This window comes from Pseudomonas sp. KH_027 (assembly GCF_057838565.1).
On the sequence record NZ_CM174470.1, the window covers coordinates 1,101,836 to 1,124,863 of the forward strand.

A 23,028-nucleotide genomic window follows, 5' to 3' on the forward strand; every position below is an offset into this window, starting at 1 on the left:
GCGCGGCGCTATGGCATGGCTGTTTCGGCAAAGGGCCGGGTTTCCAAACCGAGCTGCGAGCGAAAGCTCTCCATGTCGAACATGGTGCAAATCTCTTCCACTTCCCCGGTTGGCGTAATGGTCCAGAAGGCCATGGCCGAGATGCTCAGCACCTTGTCGCTCGGCGGGTAACCGAGCGCGGGTTTCTCTATGGTGCCGATCAAGGTGCTCCAGGTGCAGACCTTATTGCCTTCGGCCAGGCACTCTTCGAGTACCACCTCCAAGTCTGGCATGGCGTTGCGGATGTCGAGCACCATCTGGGCGAACGCCGCACTGCCCAACGGGCGGCCGACAAAGGAGCTTTTGTAGAGGAAGTTCTTGCTGTGCAGTTGCTCGGTCAGGGCCAGGCGACCTTTGTTCCACGACAGGTCAATGTGGTGGCGGACCAGTTTTTTCATATCATCCAATGACATAACGGCTCTCTCGGGGCGCGCAGTAGGTGTGTGACAGTGCGCATACTCTGTTGCAGGCGCGCCCCGACCGGCATTGGCCGAAACGCCAGCAGGCTGGCGTCAGGATAGTGCCGGGCTGCCAGCGTTTCAGAAAAAGCCGCTGAGCCTCAGCGCCTGGTAGCTGGCGTAGAAAGCCAGGGCGGCGAAGGCCGTGGCGGCCAGCCGACGAATGAGCGTCAGCGGCAGACGATCGGCGGCGAAATTGCCGGCCAGCACCACCGGTACGTTGGCAATCAGCATGCCTAGCGTCGTGCCGATGATCACCAGGATGAAGTGCGGGTATTGCGCCGCCAGCATCACCGTGGCGACCTGGGTCTTGTCGCCCATTTCCGCCAAAAAGAACGCGATCAAGGTGGTGAGGAACGGGCCGTAACGTTTCAGGCGCGAGGCTTCATCGTCGTCCAGTTTGTCCGGGATCAATGTCCACAGCGCGACGGCGACGAAGGATGCCGCCAGAATCCAGCTCAGCGTCGCGGGTGCGAAGAAGCTGGCGACCCAGTTGCCGATGGCGCCGGCGGCGAAATGGTTGGCCAGGGTGGCGACCACGATGCCCCAGATGATGGGCCAGGGCCGGCGAAAGCGGGCGGCCAGCAACAGGGCGAGCAGCTGCGTCTTGTCACCGATTTCGGCCAAGGCAACGATCAGGGTAGGTATGTAGAGCGATTCCATCAGGCTTCCTCAGGGGCGGGTAGACACGGCTATGACACGTACGCCTTCCCGCCCCGGGTAAGGTGTGCGTGTCATAGGTCTTGTCAAACCCCTGGGCCCGTCTGAACGGACCTTGGGTCGCACGCGCCATGGTCTGAGGACCAAGTATGTTGACGCGTGCCGGGCGAGCTTGCCGATGTGAACCTGGCGCTCGCGGGAGACTACTCCCCTAGGACGGGGCGCATTCTGCCCAAGCACCGGGCTTTGGGCAAGTACCGCTTAACGGCGTTTGGCCTGGTAGATCCGAAAGCCCTGACCTTCTGCCAAGGTTTGGCAGGGGCCCAGGTGTTCTTCGATCAGGGGCTGGTACTTGAGGAAACTGTTGGCCACCAGGCGCAGTTCGCCGCCCGGCTTGAGGTGCTTGACGGCCTGGCGCAGCAGGTTCTCGGTGGCCAGGTAGTCGGTGTGCACGCCCTCATGGAAGGGTGGGTTGCTGAGGATGGCGTTGAGCCCGAGCGGTGCCGCGTCGATTCCGTCGCCGGTCAGCACCTCGGCTTCCAGGCCATTGGCGGCCAGGGTCAGGCGGCTGCTGGCGGCGGCGAAGGCATCGACGTCGAGCATGCTGATCTGGTTGTGCGGGAAGCGTCGCTTCAGCGCGGCGCCGAGCACGCCGGCGCCACAACCGAAGTCGAGCAGATGGCCGCTCGGTAGCTTGTCCAGATGTTGCAGCAACAGGGCAGTACCACGGTCCAGGCGCCCGTGGCTGAAGACGCCGGGCAGGCTGATCACCGTCAGCGGGCCGTCGGCCAATTCCAGTTGATAACGCTGGGCCAGGGCTTCCAGGTCCGGTGCGGCAGGAGCTTGCGCGACCGTGACCTGCCAGAGCTGACAGTGCCGCGCGCTGTCCAGCTTGCGGGGTTTGCCGAACGGCGCCAGTTGCTTGGCCGCGCGCTCGATGCCGCTACGTTTTTCGCCGACCAGGAACAGTTCGCGCCCGGGCAGGCGAGCCGCCAGTGCGTTCAGCAGGTAGTCCGTCAGTTCGCGGGATTTGGGCAGGAATAGCACCGCTGCGTCGAACTGCGCGTCGGCTACTGTCACGCCAAACTGGCTGCGTTCGGCAAAGCGCGCCTGCAGCGAGGCGTATTCGCCAGCATGCCAACTCCAGCCGTGGGCGACGGGCAACTGGCCGAGCAGATCGTCGGCCGGCAAACCGGCGAGCAGGAGGTTGCCGGTGAACAGTTCGGGCTGGCGCAGTAGCACTTCGCTTCGCGGGTCCATGAGTATTCCTTAAACCTGGGGCATTGCGTGAAAAGTGGCGCAGCTTAGCCGACCAGTCGGCGAGGCGCACCGCTGAAAAACGCCGTGGCGTTTTCCGTCAGCTGGATCACGATCCGTTGTCGCGCTTCGCGGCTACCCCAGGCGCTGTGCGGGGTGATGATCAAACGTGGGATATCGGCCGCCAGCAGTGGGTTGCCAGCAGTCGGCGGCTCCTGGGTCAGCACGTCGCTGGCGGCGCCGCCCAAGTGGCCACGGCGCAGGGCGTCGGCCAGCGCCTGTTCGTCGACCAGGCCGCCACGAGCGCTGTTGATCAGAAAGGCGCCGGGCTTCATCAGGCTCAGTTGATAGGCACCGATCAGGTTGCGGGTGTGTTCGTTCAGCGGGCAGTGCAAGGTCAGCGCATCGACCTGGGGCAGCAACTCGTCCAGCGGCAAGCGGTCGGCGCGCGGCGGCCGACCGGGCAATTGCCCGAGCAGCACGCGCATGCCGAAGGCTTCCGCCAGTTTGGCGACGGCGCCACCCAACTCGCCATGGCCGAGCAGGCCGAGGGTCTTGCCTTCCAGTTCGACGATCGGGAAGTCCAGCAGGCAGAACTGTTGCGCCTGCTGCCAGCGCCCGGCGCGCACGGCGGCTTGGTAATCCGGCAGGCGGGTGGCCAAGGCGAGTAGCAGCATCAACGTGTGCTGCGCCACCGAGGGGGTACCGTAACCCTGGCAGTTGCAGACGCTGACGCCATGGGCGCGCGCCGCCGCCAGGTCGATATTGTTGGTGCCGGTGGCGGCGACCAGCACCAGTTTGAGCTGCGGGCAGGCGGCAAAGGTCTCGGCCGTCAGCGCGACCTTGTTGCTGATGGCGACCTGGGCGCCCCGCAGGCGCTCTGCGACCTGCTCGGCTGTACTTTGCCCATGCAGGGTCAGTTCGCCGAACACCTGCCGAAGCGGCGCGAGGTCGAGATCGCCAAGATCGAGAGAGGCGTGATCGAGGAACACGGCGCGGCTGTCATTACTCATCAGCTGTACCTTTTTTGCGGTCGGTTGAGGGCGTATGGTTGCGAGCCTAACAGACACTTGGTGGCTTAGCGGAGGCCCTATGTATTGGACGGAATTCTTGACCGTTGCGCTGATTCACCTGCTGGCCGTGGCCAGCCCCGGTCCGGATTTCGCCGTGGTGGTGCGCGAAAGCGTGGCCAACGGCCGTCGTGCCGGCACCTGGACGGCGCTCGGGGTGGGCAGCGCGATTTTCCTGCATGTGGCCTATTCACTGCTGGGCATTGGCCTGATCGTGTCGCAATCGATCGTTCTGTTCAACGCGTTGAAATGGCTGGCGGCGGCTTATCTGATTTACATCGGTATCAAGGCCCTGCGGGCCAAACCGGCGCAGGCTGGTGCGGTCGACGCGGTTGCCATGTCGATGGTCGAGCGTACTCCACGCGCAGCATTTATCAGCGGCTTCGTCACCAACGGCTTGAATCCCAAGGCGACGCTGTTTTTCCTCTCGCTGTTCACCGTGGTGATCAACCCGCATACCCCGCTGCCGGTGCAGGCGGGCTACGGCGTTTACCTGGCGGCGGCTACGGCGGGTTGGTTCTGTCTGGTGGCCTGGCTGTTCAGCCAGCAGCGCGTGCGGTCGGGCTTTACCCGTATGGGGCATTGGTTCGATCGAATGATGGGCGCGGTGTTGATCGCGCTGGGCGTGAAGGTGGCGTTTGCCGAATTACCCTAGGTTGCTGCCGGGCTGACGAGCCCCGGCATGCAGGCTACGGGGCTGCCAAACCCGGGTTGAGCAGTGGGGCGCAGTGTTGGGCCTCGCCGAGCGCGGCCCAACCTGTTCCTGCGGGTTCGAGCCTTAGAGCAGTTCCACCGCCACGGCAGTGGCTTCGCCGCCACCGATGCAGAGGGCCGCGACACCGCGTTTGCCACCGGTATTACGCAGGGCGTTGATCAGGGTCAGGATGATCCGCGAACCGGTGGAGCCAACGGGGTGGCCCTGGGCGCAGGCGCCGCCGTAGATATTCACCTTGGCGTGATCCAGGCCGTGTTCACGGATGGCCAGCATGGTGACCATGGCGAAGGCTTCGTTGATTTCGAACAGGTCGACGTCGTCCTTGTTCCAGCCGGTTTTCTTGAACAGGTTGCTCATGGCGCCGATGGGCGCGATGGTGAACTCGCTCGGGTCCTGGCTCTGGGTGGCGTGGCCGACGATCCTGGCCAGCGGCTTGAGGCCACGGCGGGCGGCTTCTTCAGCGGTCATCAACAGCAGTGCGCTGGCGCCATCGGAGATCGAGCTGGCGTTGGCGGCGGTAATGCTGCCGTCCTTGCGGAACGCCGGCTTGAGGGTTGGGATCTTCTCCAGGTTGGCGTTCAGCGGTTGCTCATCGTCTTTGACCTGCACCTCACCCTTGCGGGTGACGACGTTCACCGGAACGATCTCGGCATTCAGCGAGCCATTGGCGATAGCGGCCTGGGCACGCTTGAGCGACTCGATGGCATAGGCGTCCATCTCTTCACGGCCGAGGCCATATTTGTCGGCGGTTTCCTGGGCGAAGGAGCCCATCAGCCGGCCCGTGCGGGCATCTTCCAGACCATCGAGGAACATGTGGTCCTTGATCTCGCCGTGACCCATGCGCAAGCCTGTGCGGGCTTTTTCCAGGATGTAGGGGGCGTTGGACATGCTTTCCATGCCGCCGGCGACCATCACGCTGTTGGTCCCCGCTTTGAGCAGGTCATGGGCCAGCATCACGGCCTTCATGCCCGAACCGCAGAGCTTGTTGATGGTGGTGCAACCGGTGGCGCTGGGTAGCCCGGCATTCAGCGCCGCTTGGCGGGCAGGGCCTTGCTTGAGGCCGGCGGGCAGGACGCAGCCCATGATCACCTCTTCCACATCAGCCGCCTGGATACCGGCGCGGGCCACGGCTTCGCGAATGGCCACGGCGCCCAATTCGACGGCGGGGACGCTGGACAAGCTGCCCTGGAAACCGCCCATGGGAGTACGGGCGCCGCTGACAATGACGATATCGGACATCGTAGTTACCTCTGTGACAGTGCTGGCTCAGTGTGGGTAGGCCGTTACCGGCCGTTGAGGCTGATTCTACCGCGTGACCGGAAGCGACCAAAGAGTCATCCGGCAAATCATTCTTAGGACTGATTTCCAGGCGACCGCCGGCCTCTAGAGTGCAGGTCAGTCAGAAAACAACACGTATTCGAGTAGGTGCTTCCATGTTGCAGACCCGCGTCATCCCTCCGGCCGAAAATGCCTACCCTTATCCCCTGTTGGTAAAAAGCTTGCTGCTCTCGGGTAGTCGCTACGAAAAAACCCGCGAAATTGTCTACCGCGAGAGCGTGCGCTACAGCTATGCGACCTTTAACGAACGGGTCGCGCGCCTGGCCAACGCGTTGACGGCGGCAGGTGTGAAGGCCGGTGATACCGTGGCGGTGATGGACTGGGACAGCCACCGCTACCTCGAATGCATGTTCGCCGTGCCGATGCTGGGCGCGGTGTTGCATACCATCAATATCCGTCTGTCGCCCGAGCAGATTCTCTACACCATGAATCATGCGGAAGATAAGTTCGTGCTGGTCAACAGCGAGTTCGTGCCGCTCTATCAGGGGATTGCCAGCAACCTGACCACGGTCGAGAAAACCCTGTTGCTGACCGATACGGCCGAAAAGACAGCCGCACTGCCAAACCTGCTCGGCGAGTATGAAGAGCTGCTGGCGGCTGCCAGTACGCGTTATGACTTCGCGGATTTCGACGAGAACTCCCTGGCCACCACCTTCTACACCACAGGTACCACGGGTAACCCGAAAGGGGTGTATTTCACCCATCGGCAACTGGTACTGCACACCCTGTCCATGGCCAGCGTGTTGGGCAGCCTGGACAGCATTCGCCTGATGGGCAGCGACGATGTCTACATGCCGATCACCCCCATGTTCCACGTGCACGCCTGGGGCGTGCCCTATGTGGCCACCATGCTCGGGGTGAAGCAGGTCTACCCGGGGCGCTACGACCCGGAACTGCTGGTGAAACTGTGGGATAAGGAGAAAGTCACCTTTTCCCACTGTGTCCCGACCATTCTGCAGATGGTGCTCAATGCCAAGGCCGCGCAAGGCGTGGATTTTGCTGGCTGGAAGCTGATCATCGGCGGCAGTGCGCTGACCCGCGCCCAGTACGAGGCGGCCAAGGCCCGCGGCATTCAGCTCACCGCCGCTTACGGGATGTCCGAGACCTGCCCGTTGATCTCCTGTGCGCACCTCAACGACGAGTTGCTGGCCGGTAGCGAAGACGAACGCACCACTTACCGGATCAAGGCTGGCGTACCGGTGCCGTTGGTCGAGGCGGCGATCATGGATGACCATGGCCAGTTCCTGCCTGCCGATGGCGAGTCCCAGGGCGAATTGGTGCTGCGTGCGCCCTGGCTGACCCAGGGTTACTTCCGCGAGCCGCAGAAGGGCGCCGAACTTTGGGCGGGGGGCTGGCTGCACACCGGTGATGTCGCCACCATCGATGGTATGGGGGTTATCGATATCCGTGACCGCATCAAGGATGTGATCAAAACCGGCGGCGAATGGATTTCCTCCCTGGAGCTGGAAGACCTGATCAGCCGCCATCCCGCCGTGCGCGAAGTGGCGGTGGTCGGCGTGCCTGACCCACAGTGGGGTGAGCGACCCTTTGCCCTGCTGGTGGTGCGTGAGGGGCAGGTGCTGGATGCCAAGGGTTTGAAGGAGCACCTCAAGCCGTTTGTCGAACTGGGCCACCTGAGCAAGTGGGCGATTCCTACGCAAATCGCGCTTGTTACTGAAGTTCCCAAGACCAGCGTCGGCAAGTTGGATAAGAAGCGCATCCGTCTGGATATTGCCCAATGGCAGGCCTCGGGCAGCGCCTTCCTGTCCACGCTTTAGTGCTTTTCGGCCGCATCCGGGTGATGCGGCCAGCTTGCCGAGCAAGCGCTTGGGGCGTTAAACGCGCTATCTACCGTCTTCTCCGCGTGACTGATCAGTCGAAAGCACCGGGCCAGAGTGGTCGGCGACCTCAAATCACACTTTAGATGGATCATCGGCTACCACCTTGTAGCTATAGTCACTGCCATCCATAACAAAAAAACACACATGGAGTCGCGTCGATGACAACAACAAGAACGTTCTGGCGCCTGGCAAAACTGCCATTGGCTGTCAGTCTCGCTTCCGCAATCGCAACCCCCGCATTCGCGGTCAATTTCAATGTTGGCGAAATCGAAGGCCAGTTCGACTCCTCGCTGTCGGTTGGTGCCAGTTGGTCGGCGCGCGACGGCGACCCGGATCTGATCGGTGCCAATAACGGTGGTGATGGTCTGTCGCAGACCTCCGACGACTCGCACCTGAACTTCAAAAAGGGCGAGACTTTCTCGAAGATCTTCAAGGGTATCCACGACCTCGAATTGAAATACGGCGACACGGGTGTGTTCGTCCGTGGCAAGTACTGGTACGACTTCGAACTGAAAGACGAGAGCCGTCCGTTCAAGGACATCGACGATCACAATCGTAAAGAGGGTGCCCAATCCTCTGGCGCGCAGCTTCTCGATGCCTTCGTTTACCACAACTACCAAATCGCCGACCAGCCTGGTTCGGTGCGCTTGGGCAAGCAAGTCGTCAGTTGGGGTGAAAGTACCTTTATCCAGAACGGTATCAACTCGATCAACCCGGTTGATGTGTCTGCATTCCGTCGTCCAGGTGCCGAAATCAAGGAAGGCCTGATTCCGGTCAATATGTTCTTCGTGCAGCAAAGCCTGACCGAAAACTTGTCTGCCGAAGCTTTCTACCAGTTGGAGTGGGATCAGACCGTCACGGACAACTGCGGCACCTTCTTCGCCCAGCCGGATATCATTGCCGATGGTTGCGACGACAACCTGCGAGTGCTGCGTAGCAGTACCGCTCTAGGGCCGGCCAATACTGCCCTGGCTGCTCGATTTGGCGTAGATGCGAACGAGGAAGGCGTGCTGGTACGCCGCGGACCGGACCGGGATGCGGATGACGACGGTCAGTATGGCTTGGCCCTGCGTTACTTCGCCGAGGAACTCGATACCGAGTTTGGCGGCTACTTCATGAATTACCACAGCCGCGGTCCGGTCTTCAGCGCTACCGCCGCATCGCAAGCTACCTTCAACCTGGCCCGCTCGCTGACGGGGCCATTGGCGGCTTTTGCTCCGCTGTTGGTGGCAGGCAATTCGGAGTACTTCATCGAGTACCCCGAAGATATCCGCCTGTACGGTTTGAGCTTTTCCACCACTCTGCCCACGGGTACCGCCTGGAGCGGTGAGGTCAGCTATCGTCCGAATGCGCCGGTACAGCTGAATACCACAGATATTCTGTTTGCCGGAGTAGGACCGCTGGGTGGCCTGTTTGGTAATGCGTCGGTGCTCGATGGCTCTCCTGGCCAGGATTTGCATGGTTATCGCCGGAAAGAAATCACGCAATTTCAAACCACCTTTACCCATTTCTTCGATCAGGTTATGGGCGCGAGCCGTATGACTTTGGTTGGCGAGATTGGCGTGAGTCATGTCGGTGGGCTGGAACATACCTCTGAAGCTCGCTATGGCCGTGATCCGATATACGGTTCCGGTCCGCTGCCGGCGACAGGCTCGATTAATACCTGCGCGGCCTTGGGCGCCAGCGCTGCGGGCAGTGCCACCGCCGAGAACGCCAGCAAATACTGCGAAAACGATGGTTTCGTGACCACCACCTCCTGGGGCTATCGCGGTCGTGCCATCTGGGACTACAACGACGCCATCGCCGGTGTGAACCTGAAACCAAGCATCTCCTGGTCCCATGACGTCGATGGCTATGGCGCCAACGGCATCTTCAACGAAGGCTCCAAGGCCGTCAGCCTCGGTCTGGATGCCGAGTACCAGAACACCTACACGTCCAGCCTGTCTTACACCGATTTCTTCGGTGGCGACTACAACACCTCGATCGATCGTGACTTCGTCGCACTCAGCTTCGGCGTGAACTTCTAAGCGGACAGGAACTTTGAGGAAGACTATGAAAATGAAAATAACAAAGAGTCTGTTGCAAACCGGTGTTCTGACACTGTCTTTGCTCGCTACAGGCGTTATGGCTGCCGTTTCTGCTGACGAAGCTGCAAAGTTGGGCACCACCCTGACTCCGCTGGGCGCTGAGATGGCGGGTAATGCCAATGGTTCGATTCCGGCCTGGACTGGCGGTCTGCCGGCGAATGCCGGCACGGCGGACAGCAAGGGCTTCCTGTCCGATCCGTTCCCAAGCGAGAAGGCGCTGTTCACCATCACCGCGCAAAACGTCGATCAATACAAAGACAAGCTGACCCCTGGCCAGTACGCGATGTTCAAGCGTTATCCGGAAACTTACAAAATTCCGGTATTCCCTACCCACCGTTCGGCAAGTGTACCTGCCAACGTAGCCGCTGCGGCCAAGGCTAATGCGACGACTACCAAGTTGGTGCAGGGCGGTAACGGCCTGGCAGATTTCAAAGAGGCCTATCCGTTCCCGATCCCGCAAAACGGTGTAGAAGCGATCTGGAACCACATCACCCGTTACCGCGGTGGTAGCGTGCGCCGTCTGGTCACCCAGGCGACGCCGCAACCGAACGGCTCGTACTCGCTGGTCTACTTCCAGGATGAGTTCACCTTCCGCGCCAGCTTGAAGGACTACGACGCCAGCAAGACAAGCAACATCCTGTTCTACTTCAAGCAGCGGGTTACCGCTCCTTCGCGGTTGGCGGGTAACGTGTTGCTGGTGCATGAAACCCTCGACCAGGTCAAAGAGCCGCGTCTGGCGTGGATCTACAACGCCGGTCAGCGCCGGGTGCGTCGTGCTCCGCAGGTGTCCTATGACGGCCCGGGCACTGCAGCAGACGGCCTGCGTACATCCGATAACTTCGACATGTACAACGGCTCGCCGGATCGCTACGAGTGGAAGCTGGAAGGCAAGAAGGAAATCTACATTCCTTACAACAGCTACAAGCTCGATTCGCCCCAGCTGAAATACAGCGACATCATCAAGGCCGGTCACATCAATCAGGATCTGACCCGTTACGAGTTGCACCGCGTCTGGCATGTGGTGGGTACGCTGAAGTCTGGCGAACGCCACATCTATGCCAAGCGTGACTTCTACCTTGATGAAGACACCTGGCAGGCTGCCGAAGTCGATCATTACGACGGTCGCGGTACCCTCTGGCGTGTGGCTGAGGCGCACGCCCAGTACTACTACGACAAGCAAGTGCCGTGGTACACCCTGGAAAGCCTCTATGACCTGCTGTCCGGCCGTTACCTGGCACTGGGCATGAAGAACGAGGAGAAACAATCCTACGACTTCAGCTACACCGCTTCGGAAACCGATTACACCCCGGCAGCACTGCGTCAGGCTGGCGTGCGTTAATCCAGCGTCTTGCAGCCTAAAAAACCGGCCCTAGGGCCGGTTTTTTTATGCCCAGCGCTTCTCTCCGGTATTCGTCTGGCGAATATCCGCGGCTAAATGCCAGGCAAATTGCCAGGTAATGCCGTCATGGGGCTTCAAATGCGTTCGCCAAGCGACTAGGCTGCTGGACGTTCACGCTCCCGATGACGCAACCATTACAAGATCCGGGTGATGACTGACCTATCCAGTTCGCAAGGCTTTGCCTATCCCGCCACTCCTGCCGTTGAGGGCCGTTTTTTTCGCCCGCCGCTGCCTGCCGGTTACGTGTTGCGGCCGCGCTTGTGCGAGCGGCTGACGACCGGGTTGGACGGTCGGCTGCTGCTGATCAGCGCCCCGGCCGGTTTTGGTAAAAGCTCGCTGGCCATCGAGTTTTGCGAGCGTCTGCCGGCTCAGTGGCAAAGCCTATGGCTTGGCCTCAGCCGTCGAGACTGCGACCCGGGGCGTTTTCTCGAACGTTTGCTGGCGGGCTTGCAACCGTTTTTCCCGGGGTTGGGCGAGGATGCGCTGGGGCTGTTGAAAATGCGTCAGCGGCATCAGCCGTTCGCGTTCGAAGAGTGGCTGGACGGCCTGCTCGATGAGCTGACCCGGCGCCTCGATCCGGCTACGCCGCTATTGCTGGTGCTGGACGACTATCACCTGGCGCAAGGCGCGGTGCTGGATCGTTGCCTGCAATTTTTCCTCAATCACCTGCCGGCAGGTTTGCTGTTGCTGGTCACTAGTCGGCAACGACCGGACTGGCACCTGGCCCGTCTGCGTCTGTCGCGGCAATTGCTCGAACTGCAAGAGCAGGATCTGCGCCTGACCGCCGAGGAGTCCAGCGAGCTGCTCGCCAGCCAGGGCGTCACGTTGCAAGGCGAGGCCCTCGACAATCTGTTGCTGCGCAGCGAAGGCTGGGTGGCCGGGTTGCGCCTGTGGCTGTTGGCGGCTTCGGAGGCCGGTGATACGCAGGGCTTGGCGCATTCGCTGCACGGCGCCGATGGTTTGATTCGAGATTACCTGCTGGAGGAAGTGATCGAGAGCCAGAGCGCCGAGGTGCAGGCATTCCTGTATGAAACGGCCTTCCTCGAGCGCTTTTGCGTCGAACTCTGCGATGCGGTGCGCGAAAGCCATGACAGCGCGGCGATTCTTCAGCATTTGCAGGCGCACCAGGTGTTTCTGGTGCCGCTGGATGAGCAGGGCCGCTGGTTCCGCTATCACCATCTGTTCTCCGACCTGTTGCGTGCCCGCCCGGCTGCGGCCGCTTCGCAACCGGCGGCCAGCCTGCACCTGCGCGCCTGTCGCTGGTTCAGCAGCCAGGGTCTGCTCAATGAAGCGATAGAGCAGGCCCTGCGCGCCGGTCAGCGGGATGTGGCGGCGAGCCTGGTGCAGAACCTGTCCGAGGAGCAACTGCTGGGCGAGCAGAATGTGGCGATGCTGCTGCGTTGGAAAATGGATTTGCCGGAGAGCCTGCTCAGCAGCACGCCGAGGTTGATCGTGTTGTACGCCTGGGCGCTGGCGTTGGCCTGCCAACTCGACGCTGCGCATGAGTTGGCGAGCCAGTTGTCACGTTTTCTACCGGCGCCCTCGGCTCGGGCGCAGCGTTCGATGCTGGCGCAGTGGCTGGCGTTGAGTGGCGTGATTGCGCGCGGCCGTGGCGACAGTGTGCAGGCTGAGTCCTATTGCGTGGAGGCGCTGGCGTCACTGCCGCAGGAGCGGTTTGGCCAGCGCCTGATGTGTCTGTCGACCTTGGCCAACCTGGCGATCGTGAGTAACGACCTATGGCGCGCCAGAGGCCTCAATCGCGATGCCCTGGAGCTGGCGCAGCGGGTCGGCAACCCCTTGTTCGAGGCGCTCGCGCATTACGACCGGGCGCGTGTGCTGCAGGCCCGGGGCGAGGTGCTGCGTTCGTGTGAAGAAGTGCGCCAGGGCCTCGAATGCCTGCGCGGCTTGCCGTCGCAACGCCTGTATGCGGTGCGTGCGCGGCTGACCTTGTATGAAGGCTATCTGCTGACCCTCAGGCTGCAACCCGAGGCCGCGCGCGTGCGTCTGGCTGCAGGGATTGCGGAGGCGCGCGCCTGTCGCGATACCAGCGTGCTGATTGGCTACTGTGTACTCGCTGGTCTGGAGGCGCGCAGTGGGCGCCTGCCGGAAGCCTTCGCCCATCTCGCCGAGGCCGAGCGCCTGATGCATATCTGGGATGTGCCGGCGATCTACTACCTGGCGATGATCACCCTGGTCAAATGCGAACTCTGGTTGCTGCGTGGCCAGGCGGAGCTGGCGGGCAGCTGGCTGGCGCGTCTGGCGGAGACCTACAGTGGGGAGAAGGCGGCCGCGGCGCCGGAATACCATCCGCAGTTGCCATTGCATATCGAGTTGCAGCGCGCGGCTCTGGAGCGGATCGAGGGGCGGTTGCCAGACGCCGAGCGCCGTTTGCGCGCCTTGAGCGCGCGGGCGCAAACCGCCGGTGGGCAACTGCTCGGGGTCATCGCGCAAGTGCAGTTGACCTTGCTGCTGCGTGCCGCAGGACGTGAACGTGAGGCTCAGCAGCAGCTGGCCAGTAGCTTGGATTCGGCGGCGGGCGGCGGCTTGTTACCCTTCAATGAGTTGCTCGTGCAGCACCCGGAGTGGTTGCGCGAGCAACTGGCCGCGCGACCGTCCTGTGTGTTGCGCGAAGCCTTGTTGGCGAATTTGCCGGCGTTCGATGAGGCGCCGCAGAGCGCCGAGCCAGGTGCTCCGGCGGAAGCCTTGAGTACGCGCGAGTTGGCGGTGTTGAAGCTGATCGCTCAGGGCTGTTCGAACCAGGAAATCAGCGAGCAGCTGTTCATCTCGCTGCACACGGTCAAGACCCACGCCCGGCATATCAACAGCAAGCTCGGCGTCGAACGGCGTACTCAGGCGGTGGCGCGAGCCAAGGGGCTTGGGTTGTTGCGCTGAAACCCCGCGGCGTCCTCGGCTGGGTTTTGCGCCAGAACGGCACCCTACAACCGGTGCTCAATTCGGCGTCGTGAGGTCGAGCTTGGGTGTCACCGGCTTGTTCGGCGCGCCAGGCTGGGCCAGCTGGATTTCCACATCGGCCTGAATCCCGGCCAGTACCGGTTGCAGCTCGGTCATGCTGGTGCGCACCTCGGCATAGGGGTGCTGCTCGGCCAGTTGCGCGACGCGCGCGAGGATTTGCGGGCGCACGGCGGCATTCAGGTGGACGAACAGTTCTGGCAACTGCTTGCCGATTTCGGCGGCATAGAGCACCAGCTCCTCACGGCCGAATTGCTTGGTCAGGCCCAGATAGTCCAGCGCACTGGAGGTCAGCATGGCCGCCGCTGCCTTGGTTTCCTGCAGGCCTTGCAGGCGCATGGGGTTGTTCTGCTCCGTTTGCGAGAGGGTCATCCAGAACTCGGTGGTGAGGGTGAACAGTACCGCTTGCTGACGCAGCGAGTAGGTCATCAGCCCCAGCGCTTCGGCGCCATAAGGCTGCTGTGCGGCGCGAAAATCGAAGTACAGGCGCATCAATTCCTTGAGCTGGAACAGCACCTCGCGCGCGTCGTTCTGGCGCAACTCCAGCGGTGCATAGATGTTCAGCTGTGGGCGAAAGTTCTCCTCGCTGACCATGCGCTGGTAGAGCGGCCCGGTGAATTCGCCACTGCGTCGCGGCAGGGCATTGGCCTGGCTGGTGTCGATCTTCTGTAGTGCCTCGATCAACTGCTGGTACTCGGCACTGCCCCAGGGTTTCTGGATATCCGGAATCTTCTGCCCGAGGTAGAACAGTTCGGCGGCCGGCAGTGTGCGTGCCACAACCAGCAAAAGGATGGCCAGCGGCCAGAGCAGGCGGCGTGTTAGCTTCATCGGCAAAGAGGATTCCTGCGGGAAAGGGCGTGCGCCAGAGTAACCAGCTCAGGGTGTGCCGTCACCCAGGCCTAGGTTGGGAGTTGTGCGCGATGGATCTGGAGCGGGCCGAACAAGGAATTGTCCGGGCGGTATTCGAAGACCTGGGTGGCTACGGCGCGGTCGTTCGGCAGCAGGGCGAGACGGGTGGAGGCCCCCTGGTCGGGCATTTGCAGCGGATCAATATTCAGCTGGCGGCGATACCGCTGTTTGCCCGCAAGGGGCTGGCGGACACTACGGTGAATGACCTGCTCGATGCGGCCAAGGTCTCGCGGAGGACCTTCTATAAATACTTCGCGAACAAGATGGAAGTGCTCGAAGGCATCTACCAGACCGCCGTGCAGCTCCTGCTGGCGCGCTTTCGCGACATGCAGCACGTGGCCGGCCACCCGCAAGCCTGGCTGCACGATATGGTCAGCAGCTTCTTCGACTATCACCTGGCGGTGGGGCCGATCATCCGCCTGATGCAGGAAGAGGCGTTGCGGGCGGACTCGCCGTTGGCGCCGCACCGTCAGCGTGCGCATTTGGAAATGGTCGGTTTGCTGGTGGAACGTCTGGAGGCAACCCGCAGCGTTCGCGACCCGCTGACCTACCGCGCATTGATCTGGGCGTTGGAGGCCGCGTCCCTGGAGCTGCTGGGTCGTAGCGCTTCACGGGTAGAGATCGAACAGGCCAAGGCTGTTTTGAGCGACCTGCTGATCGCTTCCCTGTGCCCATCCACAACCTAGGTTAGGCGTCGGCCCATTGCTGGTGTGGTTTTATCGGAGCTGAGAAATGACTCCGATAACAACAACAATGCCGAGGTGCCTGCATGTCTGCTTCAAGCCTTCCCCTGACGCCGCCGCTGGCGGTTGGTTTTGCTCGTTTGGGCTTCGGTGCATTGCCGCTGGAGCGGCTGAAGGCGCGCTACGCCAATGCCGATAGCGGTTCGCGGTTTATCGAGCTGGATGGCTTCAATGTGCATTACCGTGACGAAGGCAGCCGCGACAAGCCGGTGCTGGTGCTGATTCATGGCGTGGTGGCTTCGCTGCATACCTGGGATGGTTGGATCAGCGCTTTCGCCGCGCATTACCGGATCATCCGTTTCGATGTGCCGGGTTTCGGCCTGACCGGCCCTGCGCGCGATGGCGTTTACAGTGCCGAGCGCATGGTCAGGATCTTCGGTCTACTGCTCGATTACCTTGGTATTGGCAAGGCGCGGGTGGTTGGCAATTCTCTCGGTGGCTATATCGCCTGGAACTTCGCCCTGGCCCAGCCGCAGCGGGTGGAAAAACTGGTGCTGATCGACCCGGCCGGTTATCACATGCAGAAGGTGCCATTGATGATCGCCGCCGCCGCGCTGCCAGGCGCGACCTGGGCGATGCCGCTGTGGATGCCGCGCGCACTGATCGCCCAGGGTATCAAGGAAGTCTACGGTGAGCCGGGGCGGATCAAGGCGGGGGTGATCGACCGTTATTACGACCTCAGCCGCCGCCCGGGCAACCGCCGGGCGATGATGGATATCTTCCGCGTGCTGCTGCAGGTCAACCGTGAAGAACTGCAGGGTACGTCCGCACGGGTTGCGGCAATCACGGCACCGACGCTGCTGATGTGGGGCGAGCGCGATCGCTGGATTTCACCCAAGCATGTGCCGCTGTGGCAGCGCGACCTGCCGGGTATTCAGGTGAAAACCTACCCGGGTGTCGGGCATATCCCGATGGAGGAAATTCCAGAGCAAAGCGCGGCGGATGCCTTGCGCTTCTTGCAGGGTTGAGGCGTTAAAACTACGGATGCTTGGTAGGTCGCCGCTCGGGGCCTTTGTCGGCGAGCCCATGACCAAGCATCTCTCTGGCGAACGCGACCCGCACGCAGTGGTCTAGACGAATGATGGGGTCGCGACCGAGCAAGGGCCTTCGAGCTTCTTCATGCGATCGGTGATGATGCGAGTCCAGGCAGGGCTAAGGCCACCCCGTTTTTCTGCATTTGGGCAGGCGGTCTCAAGACCCACAGCTGAAGCTCCATTCCCTTTATGGAGCCTTTCTTGACGATTGCCCATTTTGTCTGACTCAAAATTGGCCTTCGCGTGATGCTTGCCCAGCACCGCACTCACTGCGAAGGAGATTCATCGATGGTTACTCACTACAAGGTCGCCGGGCACCTCGCCTGCGGCCGCGATAGCGGCACTCGCACATCTCCACCACCGAGCTTGCGCGCGTGAAGTGTCGCAACTATTGATTGATCGTGGGAATGCAGCTCTGGACGCTCCGCGTCCAACGCGCTGCCAGCGGGACGCGGAGTTCCCTGGGTGGGGCTCCCACGCGGGAGCATGGGAACCCTCGAAACACCTGCCAATCAAGCCGATTGCGGTTCGAACTCCGCACGGGAGCCGTATAGCAATTCCAGGTTGTCATGTTGCCAGGGGTGGAAGCCGGCCTTGAAGAAGTCCAGGTAGGTGCCGATCAAGGGGCGGAATACGCCTTCCTTACCCCACATCCACTGGATGCCATCGCGCCAGACGCGCCAGTTCCACAGCAGGCCATCGCGCTTGAGCATATGCGCCAGGCCGCGGCTGGTGTCCAGCACGAAGAAGAAGGTGCCCATCATCATCGCCCGGCGCAGCAGTTTTCGATCACCACAGACCTGATTGAATACATCGAAGGCCACGGCCTTGTGCTCGGTTTCCTCAAGGGCATGCCAGCGCCACAAGCGGATCAGTTCCGGATGGGCGCCCTGCAGGTGCTTGGGGTCGCGCAGCAGGCCGTCAGCCATGATCGCGGTGATGTGCTCCAGTGCCGCAGTCGCCGCCAGCTGGCGCTGGGGTGAGAACTTCTTTTGCGTGTAGCGGATGCGGGCCTGGGCGCGGCGCTCGATGCGGGTGATGTCGTAACCGAGTTCGCGCAGACGATTGCTGTATTCCAGGTGCTCACGGCTGTGATGACCTTCCTGGCCGATGAAACCGCGGATCTGTTCTTTCAGCGCCGGGTCGCTGATCTGCTCGCGGAACTGGCGCACCGAGTCGATGAAAAAGCGCTCGCCATCGGGAAACAACACCGACATGGCATCGAACAGATGGGACTTGAAGGCGTCACCGCTGTGCCAGTGCCGTGGCAGTGGGCTGGGCAGATCGAAGTCCAGGTGACGCGGGCGGATTTGCAGTCCTTCGGGGGTGGTGCTGACCATGCTGACTCCCTGAGTCGTTGCTTAACCATGGTCTCACTATGGGGGGCGCGCTCGGGCTGGAAAAGGTTATCAGCAGCCAATGTTAAGGTCATTTGTGGCCATGGCTTTTGCGTCACGCCACGTCTGAAAAAACCAAGGCCCCGGTTGGGGCCTCAGGCAATAGGCGGGTCGTTCAAGCTGCTTTCGGTTGGGGCTCGAACTCCAGGCGGTACTGTTCGACCAAGTGCAGGTTGTCGTGCTGCCAAGGGTGGAAGTTGCCGCTGTAGAAGTCCAGATACACGCCGACCAGTTCGCGGTAGATGCCATCCTTGCCCCACAGCCAGGTCAGGCCATCGCGCCAGACCCGCCAATTCCACAGCAGGCCATCGCGCTTGAGCATGTGCACCAGGCCCTTGAAGGTGTCGACGGTGAAGAACAGCGTGCTTTGCAGCATCGCCCGCCGGCGCAACCATTTGCTGCCACAGACGGCCTGATACACGTCGAAGGCCACGGCCTTGTGCTCGGTTTCCTCCAACGCGTGCCAGCGCCAGAGTTTGGCCATGGCTGGGTCGGCACCGTCCAGCCAGCGCGGGTTTTTCAGCACCGCGTCGGCCATGATCGCGGTCAGGTGCTCGACTGAGCAGGTGGCGGCCAGTTGCAGCTTGGCCGGCAGATGTTTTTTCACGAAGCCGAGCCGGCGTTTCAGCCCACGCTCCAGATAGTCGACGTCATAGCCCAGGTCGCGCAGACGCTGGCTGTACGTGTCATGTTCGCGGCTGTGATGGCCTTCCTGGCCGATGAAACCGCGAATCTGCCCTTGCAGTTCGGCATCATCGATCTGCTGGCGGAACAAACGCACCGAGTCGATGAAAAAGCGCTCGCCGTCGGGGAACAGCACCGACATGGCGTTGAAGGTATGGGTCTTGAAGGCATCGCCGCTGTGCCAGTGGCGCGGCAAAGGGTTTGGCAGATCGAAGTCCAGTTGCCGGGGGCGGATTTCCAAACCTTTGGGGGTGGTACTGAGCATACGAACTCCCGATTATTTATAGGACTATCGTACGACTATGAGCTTGCCGGGCGTAGCTGGACAAGGTTATCTTCAGCCAATATTCAAGTCATATCCGGCCAAGCTTTTCAGCCAAAGCCGATAAAACAATAACAATGAAGCCGCCGCTACCATGAGACAGCCCCTGAATTTCACTGCCGAACTGGTGCCGATCGCCTATGTCGGCGCATTGCTGGATTTGGCCGAGCAGCTTGGCCTGCCGCGGGCCGAGTTGCTGGCGGCGGCGCGGGTCAGGCCGCAGGTGCTGGATAACCCCAATGGCCGCCTGTCTTTCGTCGACTTCAATCTACTGGTCAGCGCTGCGCTGGTGCGGTGCAACGAACCGGCCCTGGGGTTGCTGCTGGGGCAGCGGTTGAACGTCTCGACCCACGGCATTCTCGGCTATGCGGTGCTGTCCAGCGCTAACCTGGGCAAGGCCATTCAGTTCGCGCTCAAGTATTACCGGGTGCTGGGCTTGGCGTTCGAGTTGGAGATGGTCGAGGAGGGCGAGCGCGTCGAATTGCGCGCCAGCGAAGCGATGCCGCTGGGTGCACTCAGCCGCTTTGCCGCCGAAGGGTTGATCAGTAGCCTGCACACCATCGCGCACTTTCTGATCGGTGAGCCGATGCAAGGGGTCGAAGTGGGTTTTGCCTACCCCGCACCGCCTTACGCACAGCGCTATCTGGAGGTATTTGGCGCCGAGGTGCTGTTCGAGCAAGCCTATCACCGCATGAGTCTGCCCAAGGCTTACCTCGAACGGTCGATGGCCCTGGCCAACCCGGCCACGGTGCAGATGTGCGAGCAGCAATGCGAGGCGCTGCTGGCCAGCCTGGACGTTCAGGATGGGCTGCTGACGCGGGTGCGCCGCCTGTTACTGGCGCGCCCCGGGGATTTTCCCGACCTCGGCAGCGCCGCCGCCGCCCTGCATACCAGTGGCCGCAGCCTGCGGCGGCACCTGTCGCTGATGGGCACCAGCTACCAGCAGGTGCTGGATGAAGTGCGCAAGCGCCTGGCCCTGCAATACCTGACCACCACACACCTGCCGCTGTACGAAATTGCCTACTTGCTGGGTTTCAGCGACCCCTCGAACTTTCGCCGGGCGTTCAAGAAGTGGACGGGAAAGTTGCCGAGCGATTACCGTGCCGAGCTTGATGCAACTTAGTGGCGAGTGAGCAGCCACGCCGGCGACGTCTGTCCATGCCCGCTGTCGAAGCGTTCGATACGCGTCCTGCGGCCGCACCACTCTCCTTGCTCCCTGCCATCGGCAAGAGCTGGCTGCGATGGGTTGCATGTTTTAGTTAGTAGGTTTTCCTAAGAATGCATTTAACGGCATACCGAAGCGTTTACCGAAACATCCATGCGTTGATTTGCATGACAATGCTTTGATTGACAGGACAATGCGTTATTTCGCACTCAGGCGCGAAATAACGACAAAGAAAGCATTACGAAGGACTTATAGCCGTTGGTGTCTCCGGCATGTATGACCGTCCGCTAATGACCCAGGCTGTGTGAAAACTACTGCACTCGGTTATACGGCGTTAAAAACAGGCTCAAAATGCTCATTTACAACTCGTAAACTGCGTTTTTTCGCCTGTTTTTGCCTTGTCTAACCTTCGTTCGTCACGTTTTCACACGGCCTGGGCCGAAAGCGGACCTTGGCGAGATCGACAAAGTATCTTGGCGAGCGATGGTTTTTGAGTGCGGCCAGTTTGCTCGGACTTGCCGAGACTGGGCAGGATTGGGGCTTGTGCCGCCCCAATCCTGCCGCTTCTATTTTTAGCCGTGCTGCAATGGTGGGGTGCGTGAAGGGATCAAGCGCTTCGTCCCGGTCGACTCATACGCCGAAGCCAAGCGAAGCAGAGCCGAGTCGTCGTAGGCACGGCCGGCGAAGGTCAGTCCGACGGGCATGCCAATGTCAGGCATTACTCCCATCGGCACGGTGACCGTGGGCACGCCCAGGTGGCGGATGGCGAGGTTGCCATTGGCGACCCAGATACCGTTGCTCCAGGCGATATCCGCGGACTGCGGATCGACATCGGCATTCGCCGGGCCCACGTCGGCCACTGTCGGGAAAATCACCGCATCCAGCCCCAGCCGATCCATCCAGTCCTCAAGATCGATCCGCCGCGTCTGCTCAAGCCCGCGTAGCCCGTCAGCAAGCGTTGCGATCTCATCCCACGGCGTAATACCGCGTTCGGCCATCCGCACATACTCGTCCATGCCGGCAGCCAGGTCGTCTTCGCGGTTTGGCAGGGTCCCCGGGTCATGCGGGAAAATCAGCGGGCCGTCCACGTCGGCCAGACGGTTTAATTTGGGATCACCGTTGGCCCGCAGGAAATCATCGAACGCCCAGGCCGACAGATCCCACAACTCATGATGCAGGAACTCCTTGGACACCAGGCCGCGGGTGAATACGGTCGGCGCACCGGGGCGATCGCCCTCGCAATTGGAGACCAGCGGGAAGTCGACCTCGAGTACTTCGGCCCCGGCGGCTTCGAGGGCCTGGCGCGCCTGCTCCCAGAGGCCGATCACCGAGGGACGGGTAATGATGCGCTGGCCCGTTGGACCACCGATGCCTGGCGCCTCGCTGGTGCCGGCTTCGGGATCGGCGTTGATGTACATGCGTGGCACGCCGAAGCGCTTGCCGGCCAGGGCGGCGGCATCGGCGGCCAGCTCCTGATAGGCGGCGGGGCGTACCGAGGCGACACTGGGAATGGGCACCCAGGGTTGCATCCGCCACAGATCTCCCCGTGTGTCGGGATCATCCGCCACCACCACGTCCAGTACCTCAAGGAGGTCGGCCATGGTTCTGGCATAGGGCACGACCACGTCCATGGTTGGCGTCAACGGCCAGTTGCCGCGCACCGAGATCACCCCACGCGAAGGCGTGTAGGCGCACAGGCCATTGTTCGAGGCCGGCCCGCGTCCGCTCGACCAGGTTTCTTCGGCGAGACCGAATGCCGCGAAACTGGCTGCGGTGGCCGTACCGGCACCGTTGGAAGAGCCCGAGGCGAAGGGCGCGGTGAGATAGTCAGCATTGTACGGGCTCTCGGCACGGCCATACACGCCGCGCTGCATACCGCCGTTGGCCATGGGCGGCATATTGGTCTTGCCCAGGCAGATCGCTCCAGCGGCGCGCAGGCGTTCGATGGTGAACGCATCGCGGTAGGCCACCAGGTTGGCGAATGCGGGACTACCGGAGGCCGCGGTGAGCCCCTTCACCAGATAACTGTCCTTGGCCGTATAGGGGATGCCATCGAGCGGCCCGAGCGTCTCGCCCTTGGCCCGGCGGGCATCGGAAGCCTCCGCCTCCTTGAGCGCATCGGGGTTGCGAACCACTACCGCGTTGAGGGCGGTGGGTGTGCCGGGGCCGTCGTAGGCATCGATCCTGGCGAGATAGGCCTGGACCAGCTCAACCGCAGTGGCCCGGCCGGACTCGAGCGCGGCGCGCAGTTCGGCAATGGAAGCCTCGGTCACCTCAATCATGCTGTCACCGCTGGCTGCTGGTGGGGTATGCCGCGAATGTATCCATCACGCTGCACCTTGGGCTCAGGGACATCAATTATTTCAAGACAGGCTCTCATTTCGGTCCTCGTTTCACTGCATTGCGCGACAGGGGGCTGGACTTAAAACCTGGGCTAGCCAAGTTCCTGAACGTTCTATTTAGCACCAAGCGGGTAGCCGAGTAATCGGTGTAGCGGTTCGTCCGTCGATACCTGCTTTTGGCCGGTCTCTGCCTCTCGCCACCGGCAGCTTTGGCACCTATAACTGTTCACGCCGCGATCTCATGCGTTCACGATCATCTCGAAGCCGCCGTAGATCAGCCGCTGACCATCGAAGGGCATCGGGTTGGTGTCCGGCTTCAGCCGGGGGTCTGCCATGACCTTCTTCATACCCTCGTCGCGCACTTGGCGAGAAGGCCAGGTCACCCACGAAAAGACCACCGTCTCGTCATCCTTGCGTTTCACCGCCATCGGGAAAGATGTCAATTTGCCTTCGGGCACATCGTCCCCCCAACACTCGACTACGCTCAGTGCGCCGTGCTCTTTGAAGACTGCCGCAGCAGTTTCGGCATGCCGCGTGTAGAACTCGCGGTTGGCTGAGGGCACGGCGGCAACGAAGCCATCAACATATTTCATGATCA

Annotated in this window: 18 protein-coding genes and 1 riboswitch; of the genes, 8 read left to right on the forward strand and 10 right to left on the reverse strand. The window is 61.7% G+C overall.

Annotated elements, in window-relative coordinates:
• Positions 1 to 8: 8 nt before the first annotated feature.
• From AC3IYG_RS05115 to AC3IYG_RS05130, 4 genes are all read right to left on the reverse strand, one after another.
• Positions 9 to 452, reverse strand: a complete 444-nt coding sequence (locus AC3IYG_RS05115; RefSeq protein ID WP_489312667.1) for a ketosteroid isomerase-related protein — start codon at positions 450 to 452, stop codon at positions 9 to 11.
• Positions 453 to 578: 126 nt separating this feature from the next.
• Positions 579 to 1,160, reverse strand: a complete 582-nt coding sequence (locus AC3IYG_RS05120; protein ID WP_489312669.1) for a TMEM165/GDT1 family protein — start codon at positions 1,158 to 1,160, stop codon at positions 579 to 581.
• A gap of 85 nt (positions 1,161 to 1,245) precedes the next feature.
• Positions 1,246 to 1,381: riboswitch (yybP-ykoY riboswitch) on the reverse strand.
• Between the two features lie 37 nt (positions 1,382 to 1,418).
• The gene (locus AC3IYG_RS05125; RefSeq protein WP_489312670.1) at positions 1,419 to 2,417 is read right to left on the reverse strand and encodes a methyltransferase; all 999 of its coding nucleotides are present in this window, start codon (positions 2,415 to 2,417) and stop codon (positions 1,419 to 1,421) included.
• Between the two features lie 44 nt (positions 2,418 to 2,461).
• A complete protein-coding gene (locus AC3IYG_RS05130) occupies positions 2,462 to 3,427 on the reverse strand; it encodes a 2-hydroxyacid dehydrogenase (protein WP_489312671.1) in 966 nt (321 codons plus the stop codon).
• 79 nt (positions 3,428 to 3,506) lie between these two features.
• On the opposite strand from AC3IYG_RS05130, the gene AC3IYG_RS05135 reads away from it, so the two are divergent.
• A complete protein-coding gene (locus tag AC3IYG_RS05135; RefSeq protein WP_489312672.1) occupies positions 3,507 to 4,139 on the forward strand; it encodes a LysE family translocator in 633 nt (210 codons plus the stop codon).
• A gap of 123 nt (positions 4,140 to 4,262) precedes the next feature.
• On the opposite strand, the gene AC3IYG_RS05140 is transcribed toward AC3IYG_RS05135, so the two are convergent.
• Positions 4,263 to 5,438 carry a thiolase family protein gene (locus AC3IYG_RS05140; RefSeq protein WP_489312673.1) on the reverse strand — a complete coding sequence of 392 codons (1,176 nt, stop codon included), beginning with the start codon at positions 5,436 to 5,438 and terminating at the stop codon, positions 4,263 to 4,265.
• Positions 5,439 to 5,632: 194 nt separating this feature from the next.
• Between AC3IYG_RS05140 and AC3IYG_RS05145 the strand changes: the two genes are divergently transcribed.
• The 4 genes from AC3IYG_RS05145 (at position 5,633) to AC3IYG_RS05160 (ending at position 13,756) form a co-directional block, all read left to right on the forward strand.
• The gene (locus tag AC3IYG_RS05145; protein WP_489312674.1) at positions 5,633 to 7,315 is read left to right on the forward strand and encodes a fatty acid--CoA ligase; all 1,683 of its coding nucleotides are present in this window, start codon (positions 5,633 to 5,635) and stop codon (positions 7,313 to 7,315) included.
• A 221-nt stretch (positions 7,316 to 7,536) separates the two neighbouring features.
• Positions 7,537 to 9,405: a DUF1302 domain-containing protein gene (locus tag AC3IYG_RS05150; protein ID WP_489312675.1), complete on the forward strand. Its 1,869-nt coding sequence runs from the start codon at positions 7,537 to 7,539 to the stop codon at positions 9,403 to 9,405.
• A gap of 31 nt (positions 9,406 to 9,436) precedes the next feature.
• On the forward strand, positions 9,437 to 10,804 hold the full coding sequence (locus AC3IYG_RS05155) for a DUF1329 domain-containing protein (protein WP_489312676.1): 1,368 nt from the start codon (positions 9,437 to 9,439) through the stop codon (positions 10,802 to 10,804).
• Positions 10,805 to 11,014: 210 nt separating this feature from the next.
• A complete protein-coding gene (locus AC3IYG_RS05160; protein WP_489312677.1) occupies positions 11,015 to 13,756 on the forward strand; it encodes a winged helix-turn-helix domain-containing protein in 2,742 nt (913 codons plus the stop codon).
• 57 nt (positions 13,757 to 13,813) lie between these two features.
• Here the strand turns inward: AC3IYG_RS05160 and AC3IYG_RS05165 are convergent, their stop codons facing one another.
• Positions 13,814 to 14,662, reverse strand: coding sequence for a hypothetical protein (locus AC3IYG_RS05165; protein ID WP_489312679.1), 849 nt, complete (start codon positions 14,660 to 14,662; stop codon positions 13,814 to 13,816).
• 92 nt (positions 14,663 to 14,754) lie between these two features.
• Between AC3IYG_RS05165 and AC3IYG_RS05170 the strand changes: the two genes are divergently transcribed.
• Both AC3IYG_RS05170 and AC3IYG_RS05175 read left to right on the forward strand, forming a co-directional pair.
• Positions 14,755 to 15,429, forward strand: a complete 675-nt coding sequence (locus tag AC3IYG_RS05170; RefSeq protein ID WP_489312680.1) for a TetR/AcrR family transcriptional regulator — start codon at positions 14,755 to 14,757, stop codon at positions 15,427 to 15,429.
• A gap of 83 nt (positions 15,430 to 15,512) precedes the next feature.
• On the forward strand, positions 15,513 to 16,454 hold the full coding sequence (locus AC3IYG_RS05175; protein ID WP_489312681.1) for an alpha/beta fold hydrolase: 942 nt from the start codon (positions 15,513 to 15,515) through the stop codon (positions 16,452 to 16,454).
• A 578-nt stretch (positions 16,455 to 17,032) separates the two neighbouring features.
• On the opposite strand, the gene AC3IYG_RS05180 is transcribed toward AC3IYG_RS05175, so the two are convergent.
• A complete protein-coding gene (locus AC3IYG_RS05180) occupies positions 17,033 to 17,860 on the reverse strand; it encodes a metal-dependent hydrolase (protein ID WP_489312683.1) in 828 nt (275 codons plus the stop codon).
• Between the two features lie 172 nt (positions 17,861 to 18,032).
• Positions 18,033 to 18,866 (reverse strand): metal-dependent hydrolase, encoded by an 834-nt coding sequence (locus AC3IYG_RS05185; RefSeq protein WP_489312684.1) that lies wholly within the window; start codon positions 18,864 to 18,866, stop codon positions 18,033 to 18,035.
• Positions 18,867 to 19,017: 151 nt separating this feature from the next.
• On the opposite strand from AC3IYG_RS05185, the gene AC3IYG_RS05190 reads away from it, so the two are divergent.
• Entirely contained in the window at positions 19,018 to 20,046 is a 1,029-nt protein-coding gene (locus AC3IYG_RS05190; protein WP_489312685.1) for an AraC family transcriptional regulator, read from the forward strand.
• Positions 20,047 to 20,660: 614 nt separating this feature from the next.
• Here AC3IYG_RS05190 and AC3IYG_RS05195 read toward each other — a convergent pair.
• Complete coding sequence (locus AC3IYG_RS05195) at positions 20,661 to 22,370, reverse strand: amidase (RefSeq protein WP_489312686.1); 1,710 nt, start codon at positions 22,368 to 22,370, stop codon at positions 20,661 to 20,663.
• 299 nt (positions 22,371 to 22,669) lie between these two features.
• A complete protein-coding gene (locus AC3IYG_RS05200) occupies positions 22,670 to 23,023 on the reverse strand; it encodes a DUF1428 domain-containing protein (protein WP_489312687.1) in 354 nt (117 codons plus the stop codon).
• Between the last annotated feature and the right edge of the window lie 5 nt (positions 23,024 to 23,028).

Excerpts from the sequence above, each read along its gene's own strand:
- AC3IYG_RS05115 (WP_489312667.1), bottom strand. The coding sequence starts at position 452 with ATGTCATTGGATGATATGAAAAAACTGGTCCGCCACCACATTGACCTG.
- AC3IYG_RS05120 (WP_489312669.1), bottom strand. The coding sequence starts at position 1,160 with ATGGAATCGCTCTACATACCTACCCTGATCGTTGCCTTGGCCGAAATC.
- AC3IYG_RS05125 (WP_489312670.1), bottom strand. The coding sequence starts at position 2,417 with ATGGACCCGCGAAGCGAAGTGCTACTGCGCCAGCCCGAACTGTTCACC.
- AC3IYG_RS05130 (WP_489312671.1), bottom strand. The coding sequence starts at position 3,427 with ATGAGTAATGACAGCCGCGCCGTGTTCCTCGATCACGCCTCTCTCGAT.
- AC3IYG_RS05135 (WP_489312672.1), top strand. The coding sequence starts at position 3,507 with ATGTATTGGACGGAATTCTTGACCGTTGCGCTGATTCACCTGCTGGCC.
- AC3IYG_RS05140 (WP_489312673.1), bottom strand. The coding sequence starts at position 5,438 with ATGTCCGATATCGTCATTGTCAGCGGCGCCCGTACTCCCATGGGCGGT.
- AC3IYG_RS05145 (WP_489312674.1), top strand. The coding sequence starts at position 5,633 with ATGTTGCAGACCCGCGTCATCCCTCCGGCCGAAAATGCCTACCCTTAT.
- AC3IYG_RS05150 (WP_489312675.1), top strand. The coding sequence starts at position 7,537 with ATGACAACAACAAGAACGTTCTGGCGCCTGGCAAAACTGCCATTGGCT.
- AC3IYG_RS05155 (WP_489312676.1), top strand. The coding sequence starts at position 9,437 with ATGAAAATAACAAAGAGTCTGTTGCAAACCGGTGTTCTGACACTGTCT.
- AC3IYG_RS05160 (WP_489312677.1), top strand. The coding sequence starts at position 11,015 with ATGACTGACCTATCCAGTTCGCAAGGCTTTGCCTATCCCGCCACTCCT.
- AC3IYG_RS05165 (WP_489312679.1), bottom strand. The coding sequence starts at position 14,662 with ATGAAGCTAACACGCCGCCTGCTCTGGCCGCTGGCCATCCTTTTGCTG.
- AC3IYG_RS05170 (WP_489312680.1), top strand. The coding sequence starts at position 14,755 with ATGGATCTGGAGCGGGCCGAACAAGGAATTGTCCGGGCGGTATTCGAA.
- AC3IYG_RS05175 (WP_489312681.1), top strand. The coding sequence starts at position 15,513 with ATGTCTGCTTCAAGCCTTCCCCTGACGCCGCCGCTGGCGGTTGGTTTT.
- AC3IYG_RS05180 (WP_489312683.1), bottom strand. The coding sequence starts at position 17,860 with ATGGTCAGCACCACCCCCGAAGGACTGCAAATCCGCCCGCGTCACCTG.
- AC3IYG_RS05185 (WP_489312684.1), bottom strand. The coding sequence starts at position 18,866 with ATGCTCAGTACCACCCCCAAAGGTTTGGAAATCCGCCCCCGGCAACTG.
- AC3IYG_RS05190 (WP_489312685.1), top strand. The coding sequence starts at position 19,018 with ATGAGACAGCCCCTGAATTTCACTGCCGAACTGGTGCCGATCGCCTAT.
- AC3IYG_RS05195 (WP_489312686.1), bottom strand. The coding sequence starts at position 22,370 with ATGATTGAGGTGACCGAGGCTTCCATTGCCGAACTGCGCGCCGCGCTC.
- AC3IYG_RS05200 (WP_489312687.1), bottom strand. The coding sequence starts at position 23,023 with ATGAAATATGTTGATGGCTTCGTTGCCGCCGTGCCCTCAGCCAACCGC.